Origin of the sequence: Kaistia sp. 32K (genome assembly GCF_016629525.1) — a bacterium.
In the GTDB taxonomy this organism is placed as follows: domain Bacteria; phylum Pseudomonadota; class Alphaproteobacteria; order Rhizobiales; family Kaistiaceae; genus Kaistia.
Map to the genome: position 1 here is coordinate 1,768,433 of NZ_AP024269.1, position 22,587 is coordinate 1,791,019.

Annotated in this window: 19 protein-coding genes and 1 tRNA gene; 14 read left to right on the forward strand and 6 right to left on the reverse strand. The window is 66.5% G+C overall.

The features are described from left to right. Positions 1-12 precede the first annotated feature (12 nt). Positions 13-1,845: a carbamoyltransferase gene (locus K32_RS07940; protein ID WP_201403497.1), complete on the forward strand. Its 1,833-nt coding sequence runs from the start codon at positions 13-15 to the stop codon at positions 1,843-1,845. A 50-nt stretch (positions 1,846-1,895) separates the two neighbouring features. Here K32_RS07940 and K32_RS07945 read toward each other — a convergent pair whose 3' ends face one another. The 5 genes from K32_RS07945 to K32_RS07965 all read right to left on the reverse strand — a co-directional run bounded on the left by K32_RS07945 (position 1,896) and on the right by K32_RS07965 (position 7,871). Continuing rightward, positions 1,896-3,332 (reverse strand): pectate lyase, encoded by a 1,437-nt coding sequence (locus tag K32_RS07945; RefSeq protein WP_201403498.1) that lies wholly within the window; start codon positions 3,330-3,332, stop codon positions 1,896-1,898. Between the two features lie 131 nt (positions 3,333-3,463). Then, on the reverse strand, positions 3,464-4,732 hold the full coding sequence (locus K32_RS07950) for a GDSL-type esterase/lipase family protein (RefSeq protein WP_201404407.1): 1,269 nt from the start codon (positions 4,730-4,732) through the stop codon (positions 3,464-3,466). Between the two features lie 200 nt (positions 4,733-4,932). Next, positions 4,933-6,060, reverse strand: a complete 1,128-nt coding sequence (locus K32_RS07955; protein ID WP_201403499.1) for an SGNH/GDSL hydrolase family protein — start codon at positions 6,058-6,060, stop codon at positions 4,933-4,935. Positions 6,061-6,099: 39 nt separating this feature from the next. Continuing rightward, on the reverse strand, positions 6,100-7,341 hold the full coding sequence (locus K32_RS07960; protein WP_201403500.1) for a hypothetical protein: 1,242 nt from the start codon (positions 7,339-7,341) through the stop codon (positions 6,100-6,102). Beyond that, positions 7,338-7,871 (reverse strand): hypothetical protein, encoded by a 534-nt coding sequence (locus K32_RS07965; protein WP_210342767.1) that lies wholly within the window; start codon positions 7,869-7,871, stop codon positions 7,338-7,340. The genes K32_RS07960 and K32_RS07965 overlap by 4 nt, the downstream gene beginning before the upstream one ends. Before the next feature lie 256 nt (positions 7,872-8,127). On the opposite strand from K32_RS07965, the gene K32_RS07970 reads away from it, so the two are divergent. From K32_RS07970 to K32_RS07985, 4 genes are all read left to right on the forward strand, one after another. Beyond that, positions 8,128-9,972 carry a sensor histidine kinase gene (locus K32_RS07970; RefSeq protein WP_201404408.1) on the forward strand — a complete coding sequence of 615 codons (1,845 nt, stop codon included), beginning with the start codon at positions 8,128-8,130 and terminating at the stop codon, positions 9,970-9,972. Further along, positions 9,933-10,622, forward strand: a complete 690-nt coding sequence (locus K32_RS07975) for a response regulator transcription factor (RefSeq protein ID WP_201403502.1) — start codon at positions 9,933-9,935, stop codon at positions 10,620-10,622. The genes K32_RS07970 and K32_RS07975 overlap by 40 nt, the downstream gene beginning before the upstream one ends. Before the next feature lie 194 nt (positions 10,623-10,816). After that, positions 10,817-10,893 (forward strand) — tRNA-Met (locus tag K32_RS07980). A 158-nt stretch (positions 10,894-11,051) separates the two neighbouring features. Beyond that, the gene (locus K32_RS07985) at positions 11,052-11,243 is read left to right on the forward strand and encodes a CsbD family protein (RefSeq protein WP_201403503.1); all 192 of its coding nucleotides are present in this window, start codon (positions 11,052-11,054) and stop codon (positions 11,241-11,243) included. Between the two features lie 86 nt (positions 11,244-11,329). Here the strand turns inward: K32_RS07985 and K32_RS07990 are convergent, their stop codons facing one another. Further along, complete coding sequence (locus K32_RS07990; protein WP_201403504.1) at positions 11,330-12,535, reverse strand: diaminopropionate ammonia-lyase; 1,206 nt, start codon at positions 12,533-12,535, stop codon at positions 11,330-11,332. Between the two features lie 805 nt (positions 12,536-13,340). Between K32_RS07990 and K32_RS07995 the strand changes: the two genes are divergently transcribed. The 9 genes from K32_RS07995 (at position 13,341) to cofH (ending at position 22,529) form a co-directional block, all read left to right on the forward strand. Further along, positions 13,341-14,213, forward strand: a complete 873-nt coding sequence (locus K32_RS07995; RefSeq protein WP_201403505.1) for a branched-chain amino acid ABC transporter permease — start codon at positions 13,341-13,343, stop codon at positions 14,211-14,213. Beyond that, a complete protein-coding gene (locus tag K32_RS08000) occupies positions 14,210-15,256 on the forward strand; it encodes a branched-chain amino acid ABC transporter permease (RefSeq protein WP_201403506.1) in 1,047 nt (348 codons plus the stop codon). Before K32_RS07995 ends, K32_RS08000 begins: the two co-directional genes overlap by 4 nt. Beyond that, positions 15,253-16,050: an ABC transporter ATP-binding protein gene (locus K32_RS08005; protein ID WP_201403507.1), complete on the forward strand. Its 798-nt coding sequence runs from the start codon at positions 15,253-15,255 to the stop codon at positions 16,048-16,050. Before K32_RS08000 ends, K32_RS08005 begins: the two co-directional genes overlap by 4 nt. Further along, on the forward strand, positions 16,043-16,762 hold the full coding sequence (locus tag K32_RS08010; RefSeq protein ID WP_201403508.1) for an ABC transporter ATP-binding protein: 720 nt from the start codon (positions 16,043-16,045) through the stop codon (positions 16,760-16,762). Before K32_RS08005 ends, K32_RS08010 begins: the two co-directional genes overlap by 8 nt. 255 nt (positions 16,763-17,017) lie before the next feature. After that, positions 17,018-17,683: an NADPH-dependent F420 reductase gene (gene npdG / locus K32_RS08015; protein ID WP_201403509.1), complete on the forward strand. Its 666-nt coding sequence runs from the start codon at positions 17,018-17,020 to the stop codon at positions 17,681-17,683. A gap of 4 nt (positions 17,684-17,687) precedes the next feature. Further along, positions 17,688-18,455, forward strand: coding sequence for a coenzyme F420-0:L-glutamate ligase (gene cofE, locus K32_RS08020; RefSeq protein WP_201403510.1), 768 nt, complete (start codon positions 17,688-17,690; stop codon positions 18,453-18,455). Then, the gene (gene cofD / locus K32_RS08025) at positions 18,452-19,444 is read left to right on the forward strand and encodes a 2-phospho-L-lactate transferase (RefSeq protein ID WP_201403511.1); all 993 of its coding nucleotides are present in this window, start codon (positions 18,452-18,454) and stop codon (positions 19,442-19,444) included. Before cofE ends, cofD begins: the two co-directional genes overlap by 4 nt. Further along, positions 19,441-20,121 carry a 2-phospho-L-lactate guanylyltransferase gene (gene cofC / locus K32_RS08030; RefSeq protein ID WP_201403512.1) on the forward strand — a complete coding sequence of 227 codons (681 nt, stop codon included), beginning with the start codon at positions 19,441-19,443 and terminating at the stop codon, positions 20,119-20,121. Before cofD ends, cofC begins: the two co-directional genes overlap by 4 nt. Next, positions 20,118-22,529 (forward strand): 5-amino-6-(D-ribitylamino)uracil--L-tyrosine 4-hydroxyphenyl transferase CofH, encoded by a 2,412-nt coding sequence (gene cofH, locus K32_RS08035; protein ID WP_201403513.1) that lies wholly within the window; start codon positions 20,118-20,120, stop codon positions 22,527-22,529. Before cofC ends, cofH begins: the two co-directional genes overlap by 4 nt. The last annotated feature ends 58 nt before the right edge of the window (positions 22,530-22,587 follow it).

Here is a 22,587-nt window from a genome sequence, read left to right on the forward strand (position 1 = left end):
CGCAGGTCCTCCATGCGTATCCTCGGTATCTCGGCCTTCTATCACGATAGCGCGGCAGCGCTGGTGGAGGATGGGCGCATCGTCGCCGCGGCGCAGGAGGAGCGGTTCACCCGCAAGAAGCACGATCCGGCGTTTCCCGTCCAGGCGATCCACTATTGCCTGGACGAGGCGGATTGCTCGATGGCGGACATCGATCACGTCGTCTTCTACGACAAGCCGTTCCTGAAGTTCGAGCGCTTGCTGGAGACCTATCTGGCGACGAGCCCGCACGGCTTCACCTCGTTCCGGACCGCGATGCCGGTCTGGATCAAGGAGAAGCTGTTCCAGAAGGACCTGCTGCGCAAGCAGCTGGGCAAGATCGCCGGGACGAAGTCCTGGAAAGGATCGCTCCTGTTCACGGAGCATCACCTCGCCCATGCGGCGAGCGCCTTCTTTCCCTCGCCCTTCGCTAGCGCGGCCGTTCTTACCATGGACGGCGTGGGCGAATGGTGCACCACGTCGCTTGGCCATGGCCGCGACAACCGCCTCGAGATGCTGAAGGAAATCCACTTTCCGCATTCGCTCGGCCTGCTCTATTCGGCCTTCACCTATTACACCGGCTTCAAGGTGAACTCCGGCGAATACAAGGTGATGGGGCTGGCGCCCTATGGCCGCCCGCGCTTCGCGCAGACGATCCTCGACAATCTGATCGACCTGAAGGAGGACGGCTCGTTCCGGCTCGACCAGCGCTATTTCGATTACTGCACCGGTCTCACGATGACCTCGGACGCCTTTCACAAGCTGTTCGGGGGCGAGCCGCGCAAGCCGGAGTCGCCGCTGACCCAGCGCGAGATGGATCTGGCCGCCTCGATCCAGGCGGTCACCGAGGAGGTCGTGCTGCGGCTGGCGCGCTTCGCCAGGCAGGAAACGGGCGAGCGGAACCTCTGCCTCGCCGGCGGCGTCGCGCTGAACTGCGTCGCCAACGGCAAGCTCCTGAAGCAGGGCCTGTTCGACGAGATCTGGGTCCAGCCGGCCGCGGGCGACGCCGGCGGCGCGCTCGGCGCGGCGCTTGCGGTCTGGTACGAATATCTCGGCAGCGCGCGTTCCGTGAACGGCAAGGACAGCATGGCTGGCGCTTATCTCGGTCCCGATTTCGGTCAGGACGAGATCGAGCAGCGCCTGACCGCGGCCGGCGCCGTCTACAGCGTCCTGCACGATGACGACTTGATCGCTAGCACCGTCAATTCCCTCGCCGAGGAGAAGGCCGTAGGCTGGATGCAGGGGCGGATGGAGTTCGGGCCGCGCGCTCTCGGCGGGCGGTCGATCCTCGGCGATCCGCGCTCGCCGACCATGCAGAAGACGCTCAATCTGAAGGTGAAATATCGCGAGAGCTTCCGTCCCTTCGCGCCTTCCGTCCGTCGCGAGGACGTGGCCGACTGGTTCGATATCGACACCGACAGCCCCTACATGCTGCTCGTCGGCGACGTGCTGGACGGTCGGCGGCTGCGGCCCAATCTCGACGATGAGGGCCTGTTCGGCATCGACAGGCTGAACGTGCCGCGCTCGGAGATCCCGGCCGTCACTCATGTCGACTATTCCGCCCGCGTGCAGACCGTCCATCGTGACACCAATCCGCGCTACTGGGAGCTGCTGAGCGCCTTCAAGGAGCGGACGGGCTGCCCGGTGCTGGTCAACACCAGCTTCAACGTCCGCGGCGAGCCGATCGTCTGCACGCCGGAAGACGCGTTCCGCTGCTTCATGGGCACCGAGATCGAGCGCCTCGTCGTCGGCAACTGTGTCCTGCGCAAGGAAGACCAGGCCGCCTCGCTCCGGGTCGACTACAAGGAAAACTTCGAGCTCGACTGAGGCCGGAGCCGGCTAAGCCGGCACGTCGGCCGGCGGCAAATCCGTCGCCGTCAGGGTGTCTTGGTGGCGGGTGCAGCGTTTGCCGGGGGCTCGGTGTTCTGCGCCTTGTTCTGGGCCTTGGCGTCAGGCGGTCCCAGCGACCGGACGGCCCGGATGAAGGTGCCGCTCTGGATCCAGTCATTCTCGATCAGCCGCCCCTCGGCATCGACATGGCCCAGCGCCAGGCGGGGCTCGTTCAGGGAATAGGGGGTCGGCTCGAAGACCCAGTTCCAGCCCTCGACGATCGTCGGCTTTTCGCCGGCCTTGACCCGGTCGACGAGGTCCAGCGCCGCCCCGATGCCGAACTCGCCGACCAGGCTGTATCCCTTGTGCAGTTCCTTGTCGTCATAGGTCAGCGTGTCCTCGCCCGTCACATAGAGCGGCCGGTTCGTCCCCAGTTCGTAGAATCGCGCCCAGTCGCCGGAAGGGCGCCGGCTCTGGCGCAGCCAGTCCGCCGCCTCGACGGCGCCGTCGAGATAGCGCTTCTCGCCGGTGCGGAGATAGAGCTGCAGCAGCGCTTCGATGGCGCCGGCGGTCTCGCGCGAGGCCACGGCCGGCGGCTCGAATTTGCGCCCCCAGATCGGCTCGAGATCGAGATTGTAGGTCTGCGCCCAGCCCCGCTGCGGCGCCGGCAACTGGGCGGCGAGCAGGAAGTCGCCGGTCCGCCGCGCCGCGGCGATCAGGTCCTCCCGCGCCTCGTAGCGATCGGCCGCGAGCAGCAGGCGCATCGTGTCGCGCACAAGCTGATCATTCAGCACCATGGCGGCGCTCGGAGGCTTCACCCATTCCTTCGACCATGTCTCGGGAAGCCTCGCGCGCCAGGCGGCCGCGAAGCGCTTGTGCGGGAAGACGCGGCCCAGGAAGACGGGCCAGGATCCGTTGGGATATTGCGCCTTCAGCAATTGATTCAGGCCGTAGCGGATCGCGTCGCCGATGGCGGGATCCTTGCCGTCGGTGACGGTGTCGTACCACATGAGGAAGCCCAGATTGCTCTGGGTGATGTTGTCGTCGAGCGTCGCGTTGTTGCGCTCCTTGTTGCCTTCGATCGCGGCGCAGGCCTCGGCATTGGCAACCGCCGTGCGATAGCACCATTGGGCCCGGCGATCCGGCAGGGTCTCGGTGAAGTTGTACCATCCGCCGGAGAGCAGCTGGCCGTTGAGGGTCGCCTGCGCCGCCGCGCCGGCCGCTTTCAGCCAGCGCGGGTCGCGGGTGATCTCGTAGAGGCGGAGGAAGGCTGCGCCGACGCCCGGCGTGCCGGGCGGCTGGTTCCAGACGACGCCGTTGTCGACCCTGCCTTCGCCGCGACGAACCTTGAGATCGGGCGAGTATGCGTAGACATAGCCGCCCGAGGTCGCCAGATGTGTGGCGAAGAACTCGCCCATCCGCTCCACCGTCGCGACCGGATCGGTCGAGGCGGCAGTTTGCTTGATCTCAGCGCGGACGGGCATGGCGATGACGCCCGCGAGGCCCGCGGCCAGGGTCAGGAACGCCGGCGCTCGCCTTCCGCGCCGCGAAGGCGATGAGGCTCCAAGGACAGGTTTCATGCAGAAACTCCCTGTGTCGGCCGGCGCTTGCCGCCCTAGCGCTTCAATCGGCCGGATCTGGCCTCGTCCTCGAACGCATGGTCGACGGTGGCCAGGCGTTGCAGGATCACGTCCGCGGCGACGGTGGCGCCGTCAGGGCTGAAATGGCTGTCGGGGGCGTACATGCGGACCGGCTGCGGTTCGCTAAGGAAGGCCTCGTAGAGATCGATCACCGGCACATTCTCAGCCGCCGCCGCCTCGCGCACGAGGGTCCTCAGCTGGTCGAACGCCGGATCCTTGGAAAGCGCGCCCATGAAGCGATCGACCCGGGGGACGTAGACGATCGAGAACCGGCCGCCCCAGCCCTGCGTGATCGCCTTCGCCTGACGTAGCGTGTCGCGGAACTCGGGGATGGTGCGCGCGATCTTCGGATAGACCAGCCCGAGCCGGGTCAATGTCAGCTGAAGCGCGAAGAAATTGCGGAACATCTCCGTCTTGGTCAGCAGGTCGATATAGGTGATCGGCTTGCCGCTGCTCTCCTCCATCGCCGCCCTCGCCTCGTCGAGCGGCTTTTGCGCCTCGGCCTGCGAGCCATAGTTCGCGTCGGGAGCGAGGGCCGTGCGAAGCCAGGGCTCCTTCAGCTCGGATTCGAAATTCTCCCAGTCATTGCCCTCGAAGAAGACCATCACGACATGGCGAGGCCGGAACATCTGGCCGAAGCGGCCGAGCGTCGCCAGCTCCAGCAGCGGACCATTGCCGCGAATGCCCATGCTGGCCGCGACCAGGCCGCGATCGCGCAGGCGGGAGGCCAGATCCTGGCCGGGCGGCAGGCAGAACCCCTCGACGAAGGAGTCGCCGAGCAGCATCAGGTCCATGTGGTTGTCATAGACCTGGTTCGGATTGTTGAAGCCGTAGCGATCCGCCGTGTAGATCACGGTATGGTCCTTGGGCGTGCACAGGATGACCTTCGCATTCGGAAAGCCGGAGAGAACCGCGCTCGACAAGTGCTCCGTGCCGGAGATGTCGTTGAGGCGGTTCAACGTGAAGCCCCGGACTACCTTGTCGTTCTGCGCCAGCGTTTCCCGGCTCTTGTCGCTGAGCTGGCCCAGCATCGCCAGCCGGACGGGAACGGACTGAAACGTCAGCAGCGTCTCGCAGGCGAAGAGGGCGACCAGGGCGCTCAGGCCGGTAATTCCGGCGACGGCCGCCCATTGCGGCCGGGCCAGCACGCCGGTCGCGAGGAACGCCAGCCCCAGCACGCCGGGAACGAGTACGTAGCGCATGAAATGCGGCGTGTCGGAGCCATACTCCTCGAAGTTCAGCAGCGCGTAGCCCGGGCTCGACAGGAGATAGAGCGCCAGCAGCGTGCAGGTGATGAGTCCGATTTTCCGCGAAGTAAGCAAGGTACGATCCTGTCGCGTGTGAACTTCCTCACATCGTCACCACGGTTCGAAAGTCGAGGTCCCCGGGCCGATCTTCCTTCGTTCCAACTGGATGATACGGCCGCATCGGCTGCCGCCGGCCGTCAGGGCGTAGCCGGAGTGGTCGTGGCCGCATTCGTCAGCGATATGGACTGGTGGCCGGGCGTCGCCGGCGCCGAGTGATAGACGTCCGGAAAATCCTGCACGAGCTTGTCGGCGATCGCCTGCGCGAAGCGCTCATTGGCAGTCCGGTTCGGATGCGCGTCGGTCGGCGAGACCCAGAGACTGGTCGGCTCCAGATCGGTGATCGAGGGCAGCAGGTCGAGAAACTCGACATGGTTCGCCTTGGCGACGGCGGCGACCCCCTCCGTCACTTCCGGGAATGGATAGTCGCGCAGCTGGTGCAGCTCGGGATAGTTGACGATCAGAAGCTTGATGCCGTTCTCGCGGCAATAGTCGGCGAGACGGCCGATCGCGTCCTGGGCCGCGGTCCAGCCCGGCGCGCCGTCGCGATAGAGATCCCGATAATAGGTCTTCCAGTCGGCCTTGCCGAAATATTCGCGCGACAGCTTGTCGATCGCTGACGCCAGGAAGACGTAGCCGTAGGAATATTCCCGCCAGATCGACGTCTGGCGCTTCGGCTGCGGCTCGGCGTCGTTGATGAAGTAGTTGAGCACGACGACGTCGGGCTTCAGCTCCTGTCCGCGGTCGAGGAAATAGGCGATCTCCATCGTCGTGTTGTAATTGCCGACGCCGGTGTTGATCACCTCGTTCCGGGGTGTATCCTTCGCGTCGTTGAGCCGTGTTTCGATCAGCTTGGCCGGCGTGTCCTCGGCCTTCACGCCCCAGCCGAAGGTGAGGGAGTCGCCCAGCATCATCGTGCGGACGGCTTCGGGCGGCTTGACCAGATCGAACTCCCGGTCGCGAAGGCCCATCGCGTTGATCTGGACCGGCACGCCCATATAGAAGCCGCTGGTTTCCGGCCGATGCTCGTGCCCGATTTGAGGATTGTCGCTCACGCGTTTGATATCGCGAGCATATTTCCACATCTCGACATCAAAGTTCATGCCGTCGTCCAGCACCCAGCGGGCGGTGCCTTCGATCAGCAGGCCGCCGACGATGACGCTCGCGACGACAGAGATCAGCGCCATCCGCGCCGAGGATTTCGCCGTCGCTTTCCTGGGTGCCTCGGCGGGCGAAGGCTGGCCTCTATCCTTGGTATTCTGGTCCATGCGGGCTTCCCTTCGGTCCTTCGAGCCTCGCAGGCGGGTTCATCCGCCATGCGGGCCCGTTACGAGCTTGAGATAGGCGTCGGCGCGGCTGCAGTCGGGAATGACCGGTTCCGGCGCGTGGAATTCATGCGCCGGCAGAACGGTGGCCTTCGGCCCGCGCGCCCAGTCCGTCATCAGCCAGCGCTCGATCGACTCGGCTACCAGGAACTGGCCATAGGGCGTCAGATGCTTGTCGACGACGCCGTAGGTCTTGCTCGGATCCTGCGCCGAGAGAACGGGGCTCATGTCGAGGAGGTAGGCGTTCGGGGTGGCAGCGGCGAACGCCTCGAGCATGACGCGCTGGCGCTTCGGATCCATGCCGTCGTCGCGCCCGGCCATCTCGGCCCAGGAAGGTAGCGCCAGGATCAGCAGATCGGCGTTGTTCGCCTGCGCCTCCTGGGCCAGCTTGCCGAGGAGCCGGCGGGTGATCTCGATCGCGGTGTTGATGTCGCGCCGGGCGTCCCAATTGCCGAAATAGGGCCGGACGGCCGTGTTGTAGATCCAGGGATAGACCTTGCTGTTGTTCCAGAGGAACAGGTGGATCCGGGCCAGCGGCTTCATGGAATCCTTGGCGGTTCCCACTGCCGGGTGGATGTTGATGTCGACTGTATCGCCATTGAGCGAGGCGCGTTCGACATTGTCGTCGATGTCGGTGCTCAGCGAATATTGCTGGATGACGAGCGTGTGGGGCAGGGCCGGGGCCTTGTCCTCGTAGACGCGGATCGAATTCGCCTGGCCATAGCCGCCGACGCCATAGTTGCGGAACGCCCATTCCGGATGCCAGGCGTCCATCAGGTCCGTGAAGGTCTCGTTTTCGTTGACCAGGCTGCCGCGCGTCATCGAGTCCCCGAGCACGAGGATGGGCTTGCCGTGCGTATCGAAATTGTCGCGGAAGCCTTCCGCGTTGATATGCACATAGGACCAGGGGTCGGCGGTGCTGAAACGCTCGAAATAGCTGTTCTCAGGCGATTCCGTGTAGCCGAACGTCGGGTGCGGGCGATGCCGCGTCTCGATCGGCGTGCAGAAGCGGTATTCGCCTTCGCCGGTCTGGACCTGATATTGCGGAAAGGCGCGCAGCACGAGTTCCGCGCCGGCGAGCGACAACAGGATCGAGGCCGAGAACAGCAGGGCGTTGCCGATATAGGCTCGATGGCGCGGGGGCGTTTTTGCGCCGGTTTCCGCCTCGAAGGCGGGGCCGGGTGGCGCGTCGCCGGGCTCGCTCCCGGTGCCGATCGAAGTCATGCTCTTTCAGCCTCCGGAAGCGGACCGACATGGCGGATCTGCAGATGCCGATGGAGCCCCAGGCGATTGCCGAGGTGCCATTGGACGGAACGGGAGCGCGGCTCCTGGCCGAGCCGCGTCAGGATCGAGCGCACCGGCCAGATCCGTTCGCGGTCGACGCCGAGGCCGAGCACGGCGCTGCGAAAACGCCGGGTCATGACGAACACGATGCCGGCCGAAAGCACGGCGTCCCGGACGCGCGCGTCATCGTCGATCGAGACATATTCCACCCCCGGAATGGTCAGGGGCATATCTGCGACGACGGGGTCCAGAATGCGGTCGGCAGCGCGAGGCTCGACACCGTTCAGCACCAGCGCCACCAGCCCGGATTGGCTTGCCCGGTAGGCGCAGTGAAGCAACTGGATGGGCTCACTACCTTCCGTAACGGACGAAATCTCTATTACAGCCCAGTTCTGCATTGTTTCGCTCCATGGCGGAGTGAAATGATCTCGGCTGGAAAACAGGTATTCATTCCGACGACATGTTTTCATGCGGCCGACTGTAGAGGGTTATTGAAGGCCGAGATTAGGGCTCCGGCCGCAGCGCGTATATATATCCGAGGATGTATGGGCGGCCGCCGCCGTTGTGCCTAAACCTCTCCGGGAGTACGCTGAGCGCTATCGATCGCCGGCAAGGATGACCCGAGACGCGCACTGGATCGAAAGCACGAAAGAGCTCGCCCGCTGGGGCAAGTCTGGCCTCGGGGCGCGTGCTTCGAGAGCAGGGAGGCCGGCTGTGTCGATCCTGATGCGACATCCGAGAGCCCGGCGGCGGCAGCCCGCCTTCGGATCGGTGTTGCGGTCGTTCCATCCGCTGGCCTGGCTCCTGCCGACGCCTTCGTCGCCAAGCGCTGTCGGGTCGCGCCTGCAGAACCCGCCCGATATTGCGCGCGGGCGAACCACCTGGATCAACACGTTCCGCGCCCGTTCCGACCGGGTGATCGCCATCGGGCGCATTCTTCTGGCGATCGGCAGCTTCTATATCGCCTGGCTCGATGCTAAGCATCCGCCCGCTTCTCCGGAACTCGTCTACGGGCTCCTGCTCGCCTATCTGGCCTATGCCGTCATCGCCGCCGTGCTGGTCTGGCGGACCGAGGTCTCGCGGGTGCAGGGAACCCTGATCCGCCATGTCATCGACGTGCTCTTCTTCGTCGTCTTCATGTTCCTGACGGATGGGGCGTCCAGCCCGTTCTTCATGTTCATGCCGTTCGCGCTGCTCTCGGCAACCCTCCACTGGCGCTGGCGGGGCGCGTTCTGGACCGCGCTGATCTGCGTCGTGGTGCTCCTGTTCCTCGTCGCCACCGACAGGACCGTGATCGTCGACGCCGATACCGATGCGACGACGGACGCCTCGCGCATCCTCTTCATGGTGGTTTCGGGAATTCTGCTGGTCTGGCTCGGCGCGCATCAGGAGGAGGTGCGGACCGAGCTGCTGCGCCTGGTCGAGAAGACGCCCGCTGTGCCGGAGGGCAGGGAGTGGCCGGCGGCGGTCGCGCTCGACTATGCCGCGCATGTGATGCGCGTGCCCCGCGCGCTGCTGATCTGGAGCGACGCGGAGGAACCCTGGACCTATCTGGCGGTCTGGAACCAGGGTGTGTCGGAAATCCGCCGGCTGCCGCCGAGCCGCTACATGCCGTGGACGGCCGAGAGCCTGCAGCATGCGAGCCTTCTGATCTCCGACGCGGCGACGTCGCGCATGCTGGTTCACCGGGGCGAGGGGCGCTTCGACGAGGGCGAAGGCGAGGGGGCGCCGGTTTCCCCGGAGCTGGTGGCGGATTTCTCGATCAACTCGGCGGTGTCGGTGCCGTTCTCGATCGGCGACCTAGAGGCCCGCCTCTATCTGCTCGATCCCCCCACCATGACGCTGGACGACGTGGCGATCGCCGAGATCATCGCGGATCGGCTCAAGGCGCTGTTTCACCAGGCGATCCTGGTGCGCAAGCTGAGCGACGCGGCGGCGGTCGAGGAGAGGATCCGCATCGGCCGCGACCTCCACGACGGCGTGCTGCAGTCGCTCGCCGGCACGGCCCTGCAGCTGCAGGCGCTCCGCGCCCTCGATCCGAGCGCCCTCCACGCGCTGGACGAGCGGCTCGCTTCCATCCAGACCATGCTGGCCGGCGAGCAGCGCGACCTGCGCATCTTCATTCGCGCGCTCGAACCCGGCGACCCGTTCGTCGCCGGCGGCGATTTCCAGCTCAAGGCCCAGTTCGACGCCCTGGCGGAGCGGCTGCGGCAGCAATGGCTGATCGACTTCCAGCTCGACCTCGAGCCCGCCGACCTGCGCCTCCCGGCGACGGCCATCTACGAACTGACGCGGATGATCTCCGAGGCGACGGCCAATGCCGTGCGCCACGGCGCGGCGCGCTCTGTCCATGCCAGCCTGAAGCTGGACGGCGACGCCGTTGCACTGACGGTTGATGACGATGGCGCGGGCTTTGGATATGGCCGACGCTTTGAACATGCCGAGCTGGAAGGAACGAAGGTCGGCCCCCGCAGTCTGCGCGAGCGCGCTGCGGCGGTCGGTGGAACGCTCACAATCGATCGGGTGGCGCAATGGACGCGGATCATAGTCAGGCTCCCACTGACCTCGTGAGCCTCCGCATCGTCATCGTGGACGATCATCTGATCGTTCTCGACGGGCTGCGGCGCATGGTGGAGACCGAGCCCGGCTGGCAGGTCGTGGCGACCTGCCGGAGCGCCGGCCACGCGATTGAAATCGTGGCGTCCATGCCGGTCGATCTCGTCGTGCTGGACCTTCGCATGCCCGAGATGAGCGGCATCGAGCTCGTCCGTCGCCTGCGCCGCGACCGGCCCAAGCTGGCGCTGGTCGTGCTGACCGCCGATATCAGCGACGAGGACCTGGCCGAAGCGTCTCGACACGGTGTCAGCGGCGTCGTCCTCAAGGAGCAGGCGCCGACGGTGCTGCTCGACTGCATCCGCACCGTCGTCGCGGGCGGCAGCTATTTCATCGACCAGAACCTGAACGCGGCCTTCGACCGGATCCGCAAGCGCGACGTCGAGCGCGACTGGATCCTGCAGGCGCTGACCCCGCGCGAAATCGAGGTGTCGCGGCTGGCGGCGGCGGGCTTCCGCAGCCGGGAGATCGGCTCGCAGCTCGGCATCTCGCCGGGGACCGTGAAGCTCCACCTCCACAGCATCTACAGCAAACTCGACATCACGAGCCGGGTGGAGCTGGCGAACCTGTCGCAGAGATTGCAGCTGAACCTCGACGGATCGGCGTGACAGGAGGCGGGCATACATCCGCTACTCCGCTGCGCGCGAGACATCGGGAACGGAAATCCGCGGGGTCGTCGATGCTGAGCCGGCTCGCCGCCAATCGCCGTGTATAACGGCGACTAATTTCCGATTTGGGGTTCCAAACGGCGGTTCGACCTCCTATATCACCACTGCGCGACGACGAAAGACGAAGCGCGTGACGCGGGGTGGAGCAGCCCGGTAGCTCGTCAGGCTCATAACCTGAAGGTCATCAGTTCAAATCTGGTCCCCGCAACCAGCACAAGAAAAAGCCCCGGCCGCAAGGTTCGGGGCTTTTTCTTTGGTCCTGCCTGTTGCGATCCCGTCTGCCGCGAACCTTCCGTTATTTCCGGGACATGGAACCAACCGCGCCGCCGGCGGTTGATCGGTCGTCAGTTCACGAGGAAGGATTTCACGATGAGCAGCACGACCGACAAGATCAAGGGTGTCGCCAACGAGGCGATCGGCAACGTGAAGCAGGGTGTCGGCAAGGCGACGGAGAACGATCGTCTTCGCGCCGAAGGCAAGGCCCAGGAAATCAAGGGTGAAGCCCAGCAGGCTGTCGGCAAGGCCAAGGACACGGTCAAGAAGATCGTCGACAACGCCTAGTCGTTGACAATCATCCTACGAAAGTGAGAAATCCCGGTCGGAAGCGGCCGGGATTTCGTGCATTTTGGGGTGCGGTTGGCCGGGAGCTAGGCCGGAACGGCATCCCGCTTCAGAACCGCGTCCGGCGACAGGCCGACCAGCGTCTCGTAGAGCTTGGGGTCCGTGGCGCCCTCGGTGTTGATGAGGAAGACGCGGGCATCCGGGCCGAGGCCGATCGAGGCGCGCAGCGCCGGATCGGCCGCAACCCTGACCAGTCCGGCAAGCCCGGCGCCGCCGCTTTCGCCCGCGACGATCGCCGGATCCCCGCCCTTCGGCTGCGCCAGCCGGTTCATCACGGCGATCGCGTCGCCCTCGTCGACCGTCATGAACGCATCGGCGAGACGCGACAGGATGCGCCACGCGACCATGGACGGCTCGTAGCATTCGAGCATCGCCATCACCGTCGCCTCGCCATGCGCGACCTTGACCGCGTGGCCGGCGCGGGCGCTTTCGAACAGGCAGGCGGCGCGGGCCGGGTCGACGACGGTGAAGAACGGGCGGTTCTCGCCGAAGACGATGGAGAAATAGCCCGAGACGGCGGCGGCGACGCCGCCGACGCCGGCCTGCACGAAGACATGCGTCGGCGGCTCGGGCAGCGCTTCCAGCGCTTCGCGCAGCAGCGCCGTGTAGCCCTGCATGACCAGCCCGGGGATGCGCTCATAGCCGGGCCAGGACGTGTCGGAAACGACGGTCCAGCCTTCGGCGGACGCCCGGCGCGAGGCTTCGGCGACGCTGTCGTCGTAATTGCCGTCGACGCGGATCATCTCGGCGCCATAGCGGGCGATGGCCGCGATCCGCTCGCTGCTGACGCCCGAATGGACGAAGATCGCCGCCCGGGCGCCGACCAATTGCGCGCCTTGCGCGACCGAGCGGCCGTGATTGCCGTCCGTGGCGCAGGCGACCGTCATCGTGGCGGCGACAGCGCGAACCTCGGACGTCTGCAGTTCCGCGACGTCGACGGTGCGGCCCAGTCGGCGGGACGCTTCCTCCAGCACCAGCCGGATCACGGCATAGGAGCCGCCGAGCGCCTTGAAGCTGCCGAGCCCCAGCCGCGAGGCCTCGTCCTTGATATGGATGGCGCCGACGCCGAGCTCCTTGGCGAGGTGGGGCAGGGCGACCAGCGGCGTCGGCCGATGGTTGTCGCGATAGGAGAGGAAGCGCTCGACTTCCCGGGCGGCGTCGACGCCCAGCGTCTCGGCGTCAACGGCATCGAGCGGCTTTCGATGGTCGGGATGCGTGTTCAGGATGAGCAAGCTGGTTTACTCCCGAAGCTGAAGAAGGACGAATTGGGGCGGTCTGGAGAGAATACCCCAATCATCCCGAGAGATTTCCGTGATTTGCGGGCTCCAGATGCAATTCTGTTTCATATTGGGCGGGATTGATGAGAGGATCGCTCACGGGGCGATCTTGAGCAACGCGCCTTTGGAAGCCGGCTCGGCGCGGTTCGCGATGAGCGATAGGGGCTTTCGCGAGACCTCGCGGGGCTTTGCCGAAGGGCGGCCTCGCGTTGGGGCAGGCGCGAGAAAGCGTTGCCGAACAAGGGGCGTGGTGGACCCGACCGCGCCGCCGGCCCGGTCACGGCCCTCGCCGGGGCAGGGCGTGGGATCGCGACCGTTCAGCCCGCAAACGGCTCACGCGCAGCGGGCGCGGAACCATGCGACGCCAACCAAGCCCGGCTCCCATCCCGAAACCCAGTCTCATTGTCATTCTAATAATGAGATGATAGAAAGAATAATCAGTCCTGATGGCGGCAAACGTCGCCGGAAGGCCGGAAGTCGTCGTCTTGAAGCGGGGGGAGACTGCTTCGGGGCGACGTCCGGACGAGCTGCTGAACAGCGGTGGAGGGCGATGGTGAATGGCTGACTCTGTGTAGGGCGACGGCTGCGCGAGCGTCGTGCAACCCGTGAGCATGTTCATGCAGGCTTTTCCGGCCTCGGCGCGCCCTGCGCCGGCGGAGGCTGTCGTGTCGTGCCGCCGGTTCGTCGGAACGCTTCCGGAAGCCTTGCTCCACACATTGGGCAGACCAGGATCCAATCGCCATTTGGGTGAGGAACAGTCTTGGATCAGCTATCACAGCATTTAGTCAATGCGCTTATCATGGGCGGCACCTATGCTTTGCTAGGCATTGGCCTGACCCTGATATTCGGCATCATGCGTATCGTGAATTTTACGCATGGAGAGCTGTATGCGCTCGGCGCATACATGATGTACTTCTTCGCGACCGTGCTGGGGCTGAACTTCTTCGTGGCGATCGCCTTCGCCATCGTGGCCGGCATGGCGGTGGGTTCGGCGATCGAATTCACGCTGCTCAGGCCCAAACGCGGCGCCGACATCGACACGACCATGCTGCTGATGATCGGCGCCTGGATCGTGATGCAGAATGCCGAGCACCTGATCTGGGGCGGCATCGCCAAGTCGATCCCGTCGCCATTGCCGGAAGCGCCGCTCGTCATCGGGCCGGTGTCGATCTCCTGGCTGCGCGTCATGGTGCTGATCGTCTCGGTCGTGCTGATCGCGGGCACCTATTTCCTCATCAACCGCACCAAGCTCGGCAAGGCGATGCGGGCGACCTTCCAGGACGGCGGCACGGCCGCGCTGATGGGCGTCAACGTCAACGCCATCTACACGACCACCTTCGCGCTCGGCTCCGGCCTGGGTGCGGCGGCGGGCGCGCTGCTCGGCCCCGTCTTCGTCGTCACGCCGACCATGGGCGACCTCGCCTCGCTGAAGGCCTTCGCCATCGTCATCCTGGGCGGCCTCGGCAACATCACCGGAGCTGCGATCGGCGGCTTCATGCTCGCCGTCGCCGAGGAGATCGGCGCTGGCTACATCTCGTCCGGCTACCGCGACGCCATGGGCTTCCTGATCATCATCATCGTTCTTCTCTTCAAGCCCACGGGCCTGTTCGCACGTTCGGAGCGCATCGGATGAAACGACTGCTTCCCTACATCGCCGTCGCGTTCTTTGCCTCGGTGCCGCTCTGGCTGCAGGACCAGTATTTCCTGCACACCCTGGTCGTGACCGGCATCTTCGTGATCGCCGCCATGAGCCTGAACCTGCTGCTCGGCTATACCGGGCAGCTCAGCCTCGGCCATGTCGCCTTCTTCGGCATCGGCGCCTATGTCAGCGCGCTCACCTCGCTCGGCTTCAGCGTGGAAATCTTCGGCCTCCAGATCACGCACGAGCCCTGGCCGGCGGTGGTCGGCGTCCTGTTCGGCACGATCGTGGCCGGGCTCTGCGGCTATGTGATCGGCAAGCTCGCCTTCCGCGTCCGCGGCGCCTATTTCGTGATCGTCACGATCTCCTTCGCCGAGGTGGTGCGCCTCGTCTCGCTGAACTGGGTCGAGCTCACCAACGGCCCGCTGGCGCTGCCCGGCATCCCGCCGCTGACGCTCGGCTTCGAGTGGACCGGCTATGCAACGCTTTGGGGCAAGGCGCAGAACTACTACGTCGTGCTCGCGACCATCGTCCTCGCCTATATCCTGATCAAGCGGCTGGTCTATTCGCCCTATGGCCGCGCCATGATCGCGCTGCGCGAGAACGAGACCCTCGCCGTCTCGGTCGGCATCAGCGTGACGAAGTACCTGGTGCTCGCGGCCGTGCTGTCCGGCGCCATGGCCGGCGTCGCCGGCGGCCTCTACGCCCACTACATCCAGATCATAGACCCGATGATCTTCATGTTCCTGAACACGGTGACGATGGTGATCATGGTGATCACCGGCGGCAAGGGCACGCTCGCCGGGCCGCTGGTCGGCGGCCTGATCTTCGGCATCGCGCCGGTGGTCCTGCGCTCCTATGTCGGCCCCGAGGTGCAGTGGATCCTCTACGGCCTCCTGATGATCCTCATCGTCTTCGTCCTGCCCGAGGGCATCGTCCCGGCGATCGAGCGCTGGTTCACCCGCAAGCCCGGCAGCGCCTCGGCCGGCAAGCCGGCCGGCCTCGTCCTTGAATCGAGCAAGGGAGCGCGTTCATGACCGTCGCTGCAACGAGTTCCCCGCGGCCGATCCTCGCCATCGAGCATGTCGCGGTGCATTTCGGCGGCCTGATCGCCATCTCCGACATGAACTTCGTCGTCAACGAAGGCGAGCTGGTCAGCCTCATCGGCCCGAACGGCGCCGGCAAGACGACGGCGTTCAACGTGATCACCGGCTTCCTGAAGCCGACCAAAGGGCAGGTGACCTTCAAGGGGCAGTCGCTGAACGGGCTGAAGCCGCACGAGGTCACCTCGCTCGGCCTCGTCCGCACCTTCCAGCGCACCAGCGTGTTCGAGAAGATCTCGGTCTTCGACAACGTGCGGATCGGCCTGCACCGGCGGACCAGCGCGAGCCTCTTCGGCACGATCTTCGGCCTCCCGCGCGAGCGCCGGCAGGAGGCGGCGCTGCGCGAGGAGGCCTGGGAAATCCTGCGCCTCGTCGGCATCGAGCATCAGGCGGACGAGCTCGGCGGCAGTCTGCCCTATGGCGACCAGCGTCTGCTCGGCGTGGCGCTGGCGCTGGCCGCCAATCCGTCGGCGCTGCTTCTGGACGAGCCGGTCTCGGGCATGAACGCCTCGGAGACCGGGCGCTTCGTCGCCCTGCTCAACAAGCTGCGCGCCAACGGCAAGACCATCCTCCTCGTCGAGCACGACATGCCGATGGTGATGGGCGTGTCCGACCGCATCGTGGTGCTCAACTACGGCCGGATCATCGCCAACGGCACGCCGAAGGAGATCCAGAACGATCCGGACGTCATCCAGGCTTATCTGGGGCAGGGGGTGAAGCATGCTTGAGATCTCGAACCTGGTCTGCCGATACGGCAAGGTCACCGCGCTCAAGGGCATTTCGCTCAAGGTCCCGGCCAAGCAACTCGTGGTGCTGGTCGGCGCCAACGGCGCCGGCAAGAGCACGACGCTCCGCGCCATCTCCGGCCTGGTGCCGGCGGCGAGCGGCAGGATCACCTTCGACGGGCAGGACATCACCGGCATGTCGGCGGGACGCATCCTGTCGCTCGGTATCGCCCATTGCCCGGAGGGGCGGCGCGTCTTCAGCCAGATGACCGTGCTCGAGAACCTCGAGATGGGCTGTTACCTGCGCTCCGACAGCAAGGGCATCGCCTCGGACCTCGACCACATCTTCGGCCTGTTCCCGCGCCTCGCCGAGCGGCGCAAACAGGTCGCGGGCACGCTGTCGGGCGGCGAACAGCAGATGCTCGCCATCGGCCGCGCCATGATGTCGAGGCCGAAGCTGATCATGTTCGACGAGCCGTCGCTCGGCCTCGCGCCGAACATCGTCGCGCAGACCTTCGACATCATCCAGGGCATCCGCGAATCCGGCACGACGGTGCTGATGGTCGAGCAGAACGCCTATGCCGCGCTCGACATGTGCAACTACGCCTATCTGCTCGAGGCCGGCACGATGGCGCTGGAAGGGCCGGGCGAGAAGTTGATCAGCGACCCGCATGTGCGCGAGGCCTATCTCGGCGCCGGGCTCGCCCACGCCTGAGGCCGGGCGCCATCCATTCTCTGCAGCATCCCGAAGCCGGTCGCGCCCAGCGCGGCCGGCTTTGCCGTTTCCGGCCCGCTTTCCGGGCGTCTCGGCCAGCCGGCAGCCCGCGTGAATAATGTTGTCTTATCTTTCTATTGATAGTATGACTCTTACATGGTGAAAGCCGAGGGGATGGGCGCGGGGCTCGCGAGCGAGCCGGGCCCCGGCCTCCGAAAAGGCAGCCTCAACGCGAGCATTTCAGGCAGGGATCACATGTCCGATACGTCGAAGCCGGTCATTGGCATCATTGGGGGAACCGGCGACCTCGGTTCGGGGCTGGCCAAGTGCTGGGCGGCCGCCGGCTATCGGGTGCTGATCGGCTCGCGCTCGCGCGACAAGGCCGTGGCGCTGGCGCCCGAGCTGGGTGAGGGCGTCGAGGGCGAGGACAATGTCGGCGCCGCGCGCGCGGCCGATATCGTCATCCTCGCCGTGCCCTTCGCCAGCCATGACGCCACGCTGAACGAGATCCGCGACGTCGTGCAGGGCAAGATCGTCGTCGACGCCGCCGTGCCGCTGGTGCCGCCCAAGGTCTCGACGGTGCAGCTGCCGGAGGCCGGCTCGGCCGCGAAGATCGCCCAGGCGATCCTCGGCGAGAATGTCCGCGTCGTCTCCGCCTTCCACAATGTCGGCGCCACCAAGCTGCATGCCGGCGGCAAGATCGATTGCGACGTGCTGGTGTTCAGCGACGACAAGGACGCGCGCAACGCCGTCATCGAGCTCGCCGGCGCGGTCGCCAATCGCGGCGTCGGCGGCGGTGTGCTCGCGAATTCGGCGGCGGCCGAGGCGCTGACCTCCGTGCTCATCTGGATCAACCGCACCTACAAGGTGCCGGGCGCCGGCATCGCCATCACCGGTCTCGAAGACGCCGTCCGGGCCTGATCCCATGCGCGCGGCGTCCGTTTCCCTGCACCCGCTCGCGGGCGTTCCGCTCGTCGAGCCCGGTGACGATCTGGCGGAGATCCTGATCGGGACGCTCCGCGACAACGATCTCGAACTGGTCGACGGCGACATCCTCGTCGTCGCCCAGAAGATCGTCTCGAAGGCGGACGGTCTCTATGTCGATCTCGACGGCGTCGAGCCCTCGGACAAGGCGCGGGAATTGGCCGGCCAGGTCGGCAAGGATCCGCGCCATGTCGAAGTGGTGCTGCGGGAGGCGGACGAGATCGTCAAGGTCGGTCCGCATGTCATCGTCACGGCGCATCGCCTCGGCTTCGTCATGGCGAATTCCGGCATCGACGAGTCGAACATCAGCCACGACAAGGGAAGTCGTGTCCTGCTCCTGCCGCGCGATCCCGACGGGTCGGCGGCGCTGCTGAAGCAGCGGCTCGACGCGGCCTTCGGCGCGAAAATCGGCGTCGTCATCAACGACAGCTTCGGCCGCCCCTGGCGCAACGGCGTCGTCGGCGTCGCGATCGGCGCGGCCGGCGTCTCGTCGCTGGTCGACCGTGTCGGCAGCACCGACCTGTTCGGCCGCAAGCTGAAGGTCACCGAGATCGCCATGGCCGACGAACTGGCCTCCGCCGCCTCGCTGCTGATGGGGCAGGGCGACGAGGGCATCCCCGCCGTGCTGGTCCGCGGCGTCCGTTCGCCGGCGCCGGAAACGCCGGCCAAGTCTCTGATCCGCAGTCGCGAGAGGGATATGTTCCGATGAGTGGCTTGTCTTCATCAGGATCGGGCAGGGGCCGCGTCGTCGCACTCTGCGGCGGCGTCGGCGGCGCCAAGCTGGCGCTGGGCCTCGCCCGTCAGGTTGGCTCGGATCTGACCATCGTCGTCAATACGGGCGACGATTTCGAGCATCTCGGCCTCGCCATCTCGCCGGATCTCGACACTGTCCTCTATACGCTCGGCGGCATCGCCAACAAGGAGCTCGGCTGGGGCCGCGCCGACGAGAGCTGGAACTTCATGCAGGCGCTCGCCCATCTCGGCGGCGAGACCTGGTTCCAGCTCGGCGACCGCGATCTGGCCCTGCATGTCGAGCGCACGCATCAGCTGCGCGCCGGCCGTTCGCTGACGGATTTCATGGCGGGGGCGGCGCGTGCGCACGGCATTGACGCCACCATCCTGCCGATGTCGGACGATCCGATCCGCACGACGCTCGCCACCTCCGAGGGTCAGCTGCCGTTCCAGCGCTATTTCGTCGAGCGGCGTTGCGCGCCGGAGGTCTTCGGCATCGCCTTCGAGGGCGCTGCCACGGCGCGTCCTTCGGAGCCTGTCACTGCGGCGCTCTCCGATCCGGAGCTGCGCGCCATCGTCATCTGCCCGTCCAATCCCTTTCTCAGCATCGATCCGATCCTCTCGGCGCCGGGCATCCGCGCGCTGCTGCAGCAGGCGAGCGCTCCGGTCATTGCCGTTTCGCCAATCATCGGCGGGGCGGCGGTGAAGGGCCCGACGGCGAAGATCATGGCCGAGCTCGGCGTGCCGGCGACCTCGCGCGCCATCGCGCAGCACTATGACGGCGTGCTCGACGGCCTCGTCATCGACACGGTGGACGCGGGCGAGCGCGACGAGATCGGCCTGCCGGTGCATGTCACGCCGACGCTGATGAAGAGCGACGCCGACCGCGAACATCTCGCAGCCCAGGTGCTCGCCTTCGCGGACCGCCTGGCTGAGGCCAGCCAGCCCGTGGTGGCGGCGTCATGATCTGGGCGCTCGTTCCCGTCAAACGGCTGGAAGCCGCGAAGTCGCGCCTCGCGCCGGTCCTCGACAGCGCGGAGCGCGGGCGGCTCGCCAAGGCGATGCTGCGCGATGTTCTCGATACGCTCCGCCGAGTCGAAACGCTTGCCGGCATCCTGGTCGTGACGGACGATGCCGAGGTCGCGGCGATCGCGGCTGGCCACGGCGCGACCGTGATCGGCGATCCGCAGGAGCCGGCGTTCAACGCCGCCGTGCTGCACGGCATGCATTGGCTCGACGCCCGCCAGAAGGCCGGCGCGCTCGTGGTGCCGGGCGACATCCCGCTCGTCACCGTCGAGGAGATCGAGGCCGTGCTGGACGCGACGCGCACCAGCCCGGTCGTCATCGTCCCGGCGACGCGCGACGGCGGCACCAACATGCTGGCAATCGCGCCGCCACTGTTGATGCCGCCCACCTTCGGTCCCGACAGTTTTGCCCGCCACGTCGCCGCCGCGCAGGCGCTTGGTATCACGCCAGCGATCCTGCGGCTCGAGGGCGCCGGCCACGACGTCGACGTCGCGGCCGACCTCGTCCTCGATACCGGAAGCGCCGCCGCGCCGCGCACGCGCGCCCTCATCCGTCAGCTTCGCGGCACCCCCGTTCCCGCCGTCGCCGGTTCTTTCAAGGAGGCAGTTTTGCCATGAGCATCCAGACGCTTCTCGCCGATTTTGCCCATGACCGCCGGCTGACGCGCGCCGAGGCCCTCGGCCTCGTCGATATGGACGACCTGTCGCCGCTGCTTCGCGCCGCCTCGGCCCGGCGCGACTTCGGCCATGGCGACCAGGTCTCCTATTCGCGAAAAGTCTTCATTCCGCTGACGCAGCTCTGCCGCGACGTCTGCCACTACTGCACCTTCGCCCATCCGCCGCGGAAGGGCGAGCGCGCCTTCCTGACCCGCGAGGAGGTTCTTGCGATCGCTGAGGCTGGCAAGCGCGCGGGCTGCAAGGAGGCGCTGTTCACCCTGGGCGACAAGCCCGAGCTCCGCTACAAGGCGGCCCGCGACGAACTGGCGGCGCTCGGCCACGAGACGACGATCTCCTATCTCGTCGAGGTCGCGGCCATGGTGCTGAAGGAAACCGGCCTGCTGCCGCACGCCAATCCCGGCCTGCTGACTGATGCCGATCTTGACGCGCTGCGTCAGGTCTCGATCTCGCAGGGCATCATGGTCGAGAGCACGTCGGAACGGCTCTGCGCCAAGGGCGGGGCCCATTACGGCTCGCCGGACAAGCTGCCGGCCGCGCGCCTCGACACCATCCGCCGCGCCGGCGAGCGGGCCGTGCCGTTCACCTCAGGCATCCTGATCGGCATCGGCGAGACGCGCGAGGAGCGGATCGACTCGCTGCTGGCGCTGCGCGAGCTGAACGACGCGCATGGCCATATCCAGGAGATCATCGTCCAGAATTTCCGGCCCAAGGCCGATACCAAGATGGCGGATGTCGAGGCGCCTTCGGAGCAGGATCATCTCTGGACCATTGCGATCGCGCGACTGCTGTTCGAGCCGGAGATGAACATCCAGGCGCCGCCCAATCTGAGCCCGGGCGCGCTGCCACAGCTGGTCGCGGCCGGCATCAACGATTGGGGCGGCGTGTCGCCGGTGACGCCGGACCACGTCAATCCGGAAGCCCCGTGGCCGCATGTGCGCGAACTCGCCGCCGCCACCGCCGAGGCCGGCAAGGAGCTGACCGAGCGTCTTGCCATCTATCCGGCCCACGCGCGACAGCCTTACCGCTGGGTCGATCCGGCGCTCCGGACCGCTCTGTTCAATCTCGTCGATGGCGACGGCTGGCCGCGCGCCGACAGTTGGTGCCCCGGCCGCGCCGATCCGCTGCCGGCCCGCGACGTTTCTCTGCTCACCGGTGGAGCGCCGGCGCGGATCGATGTCGGGCTCGAGATCGTCCTCGACAAGGCGATGGCCGCGCAGAGGTTGTCGGAAAGCGAGATCGTGCGGCTGTTCCGGGCGCGCGGCGATGCCTTCACGGCGGTCTGCCAGGCGGCCGACGATCTCCGCCGTCGCGTCAATGGCGACATCGTCAGCTATGTCGTCACGCGCAACATCAACTACACCAATGTCTGCTACTACAAGTGCCAGTTCTGCGCCTTCTCGAAGGGGAAGATGAGCGAGAACCTGCGCGGCCGCCCCTATGATCTGGAGATGGCGGAAGTGGCGCAGCGGGTGCGCGAGGCGGCCGAGCGTGGCGCCTCCGAGGTCTGCATGCAGGGCGGCATCCACCCGTCCTATACGGGCCAGAAATATCTCGATCTCTGCGCCACGGTGAAATCAGCCGTGCCGGCCATGCACATGCACGCCTTCTCGCCGCTCGAAGTCTCGCAGGGCGCCAAGACGCTCGGCATCCCGGTCGGCGAATTCCTGCAGCGGCTGAAGGAGGCCGGCCTCAACACGCTGCCGGGCACAGCGGCGGAGATCCTCGACGACGAGGTGCGGGCGCTGCTCTGCGCCGACAAGGTCAAAACCGACGAGTGGCTCGACGTCATGCGCACCGCGCACGGCCTCGGCTTCCGCTCCACCGCGACGATCATGTTCGGCCATATCGAGCGCTATGAGCACTGGGCGCGTCACCTAATCCGGGTCCGCGATTTGCAGGCCGAGACGGGCGGTTTCACCGAATTCGTGCCGCTGCCCTTCGTCCACATGGAGGCGCCGATCTACCTGAAGGGCAAGTCGCGCCCCGGCCCGACCTTCCGCGAGACCGTGCTGATGCACGCCGTCGCCCGTCTCGCGCTGCATCCCCACATCACCAACATCCAGACCTCCTGGGTGAAGCTGGGGCCGGAGGGCGCGCGCCATTGCCTGAACGCCGGCGTCAACGACCTCGGCGGCACGCTGATGGACGAGAGCATCTCGCGCTCGGCCGGCGCCAGCCACGGTCAGGAGATGACGCCGCAGCGGATGGAGGAGATCATCCGCGCCGCCGGTCGCCTGCCGCGCCAGCGCACCACGCTTTACAGCAATGCGCCGGCGACCCTGCTGGAGCGGTCCTTCGCCGCCTGCCAACCGGCCCAGGACGCCCCGCAGCCCGCCTACGCCAGCTGAGACGCGACCCTTCCACCGCGCCTCGGGCGCAGTGGAATATTCACGCCATGGGATAGTA

Bases quoted from the DNA above. Each gene is read 5' to 3' on its own strand.
- K32_RS07985 (WP_201403503.1), top strand. From the start codon at position 11,052: ATGAGCAGCACGACCGACAAGATCAAGGGTGTCGCCAACGAGGCGATC.
- K32_RS07965 (WP_210342767.1), bottom strand. From the start codon at position 7,871: ATGAAAACATGTCGTCGGAATGAATACCTGTTTTCCAGCCGAGATCAT.
- K32_RS07975 (WP_201403502.1), top strand. From the start codon at position 9,933: ATGGACGCGGATCATAGTCAGGCTCCCACTGACCTCGTGAGCCTCCGC.
- K32_RS08010 (WP_201403508.1), top strand. From the start codon at position 16,043: ATGCTTGAGATCTCGAACCTGGTCTGCCGATACGGCAAGGTCACCGCG.
- K32_RS07940 (WP_201403497.1), top strand. From the start codon at position 13: ATGCGTATCCTCGGTATCTCGGCCTTCTATCACGATAGCGCGGCAGCG.
- K32_RS07960 (WP_201403500.1), bottom strand. From the start codon at position 7,341: ATGACTTCGATCGGCACCGGGAGCGAGCCCGGCGACGCGCCACCCGGC.
- K32_RS08005 (WP_201403507.1), top strand. From the start codon at position 15,253: ATGACCGTCGCTGCAACGAGTTCCCCGCGGCCGATCCTCGCCATCGAG.
- cofD (WP_201403511.1), top strand. From the start codon at position 18,452: ATGAGTGGCTTGTCTTCATCAGGATCGGGCAGGGGCCGCGTCGTCGCA.
- K32_RS07970 (WP_201404408.1), top strand. From the start codon at position 8,128: ATGCGACATCCGAGAGCCCGGCGGCGGCAGCCCGCCTTCGGATCGGTG.
- K32_RS07955 (WP_201403499.1), bottom strand. From the start codon at position 6,060: ATGGACCAGAATACCAAGGATAGAGGCCAGCCTTCGCCCGCCGAGGCA.
- cofH (WP_201403513.1), top strand. From the start codon at position 20,118: ATGAGCATCCAGACGCTTCTCGCCGATTTTGCCCATGACCGCCGGCTG.
- cofC (WP_201403512.1), top strand. From the start codon at position 19,441: ATGATCTGGGCGCTCGTTCCCGTCAAACGGCTGGAAGCCGCGAAGTCG.
- K32_RS08000 (WP_201403506.1), top strand. From the start codon at position 14,210: ATGAAACGACTGCTTCCCTACATCGCCGTCGCGTTCTTTGCCTCGGTG.
- cofE (WP_201403510.1), top strand. From the start codon at position 17,688: ATGCGCGCGGCGTCCGTTTCCCTGCACCCGCTCGCGGGCGTTCCGCTC.
- K32_RS07945 (WP_201403498.1), bottom strand. From the start codon at position 3,332: ATGCCCGTCCGCGCTGAGATCAAGCAAACTGCCGCCTCGACCGATCCG.
- npdG (WP_201403509.1), top strand. From the start codon at position 17,018: ATGTCCGATACGTCGAAGCCGGTCATTGGCATCATTGGGGGAACCGGC.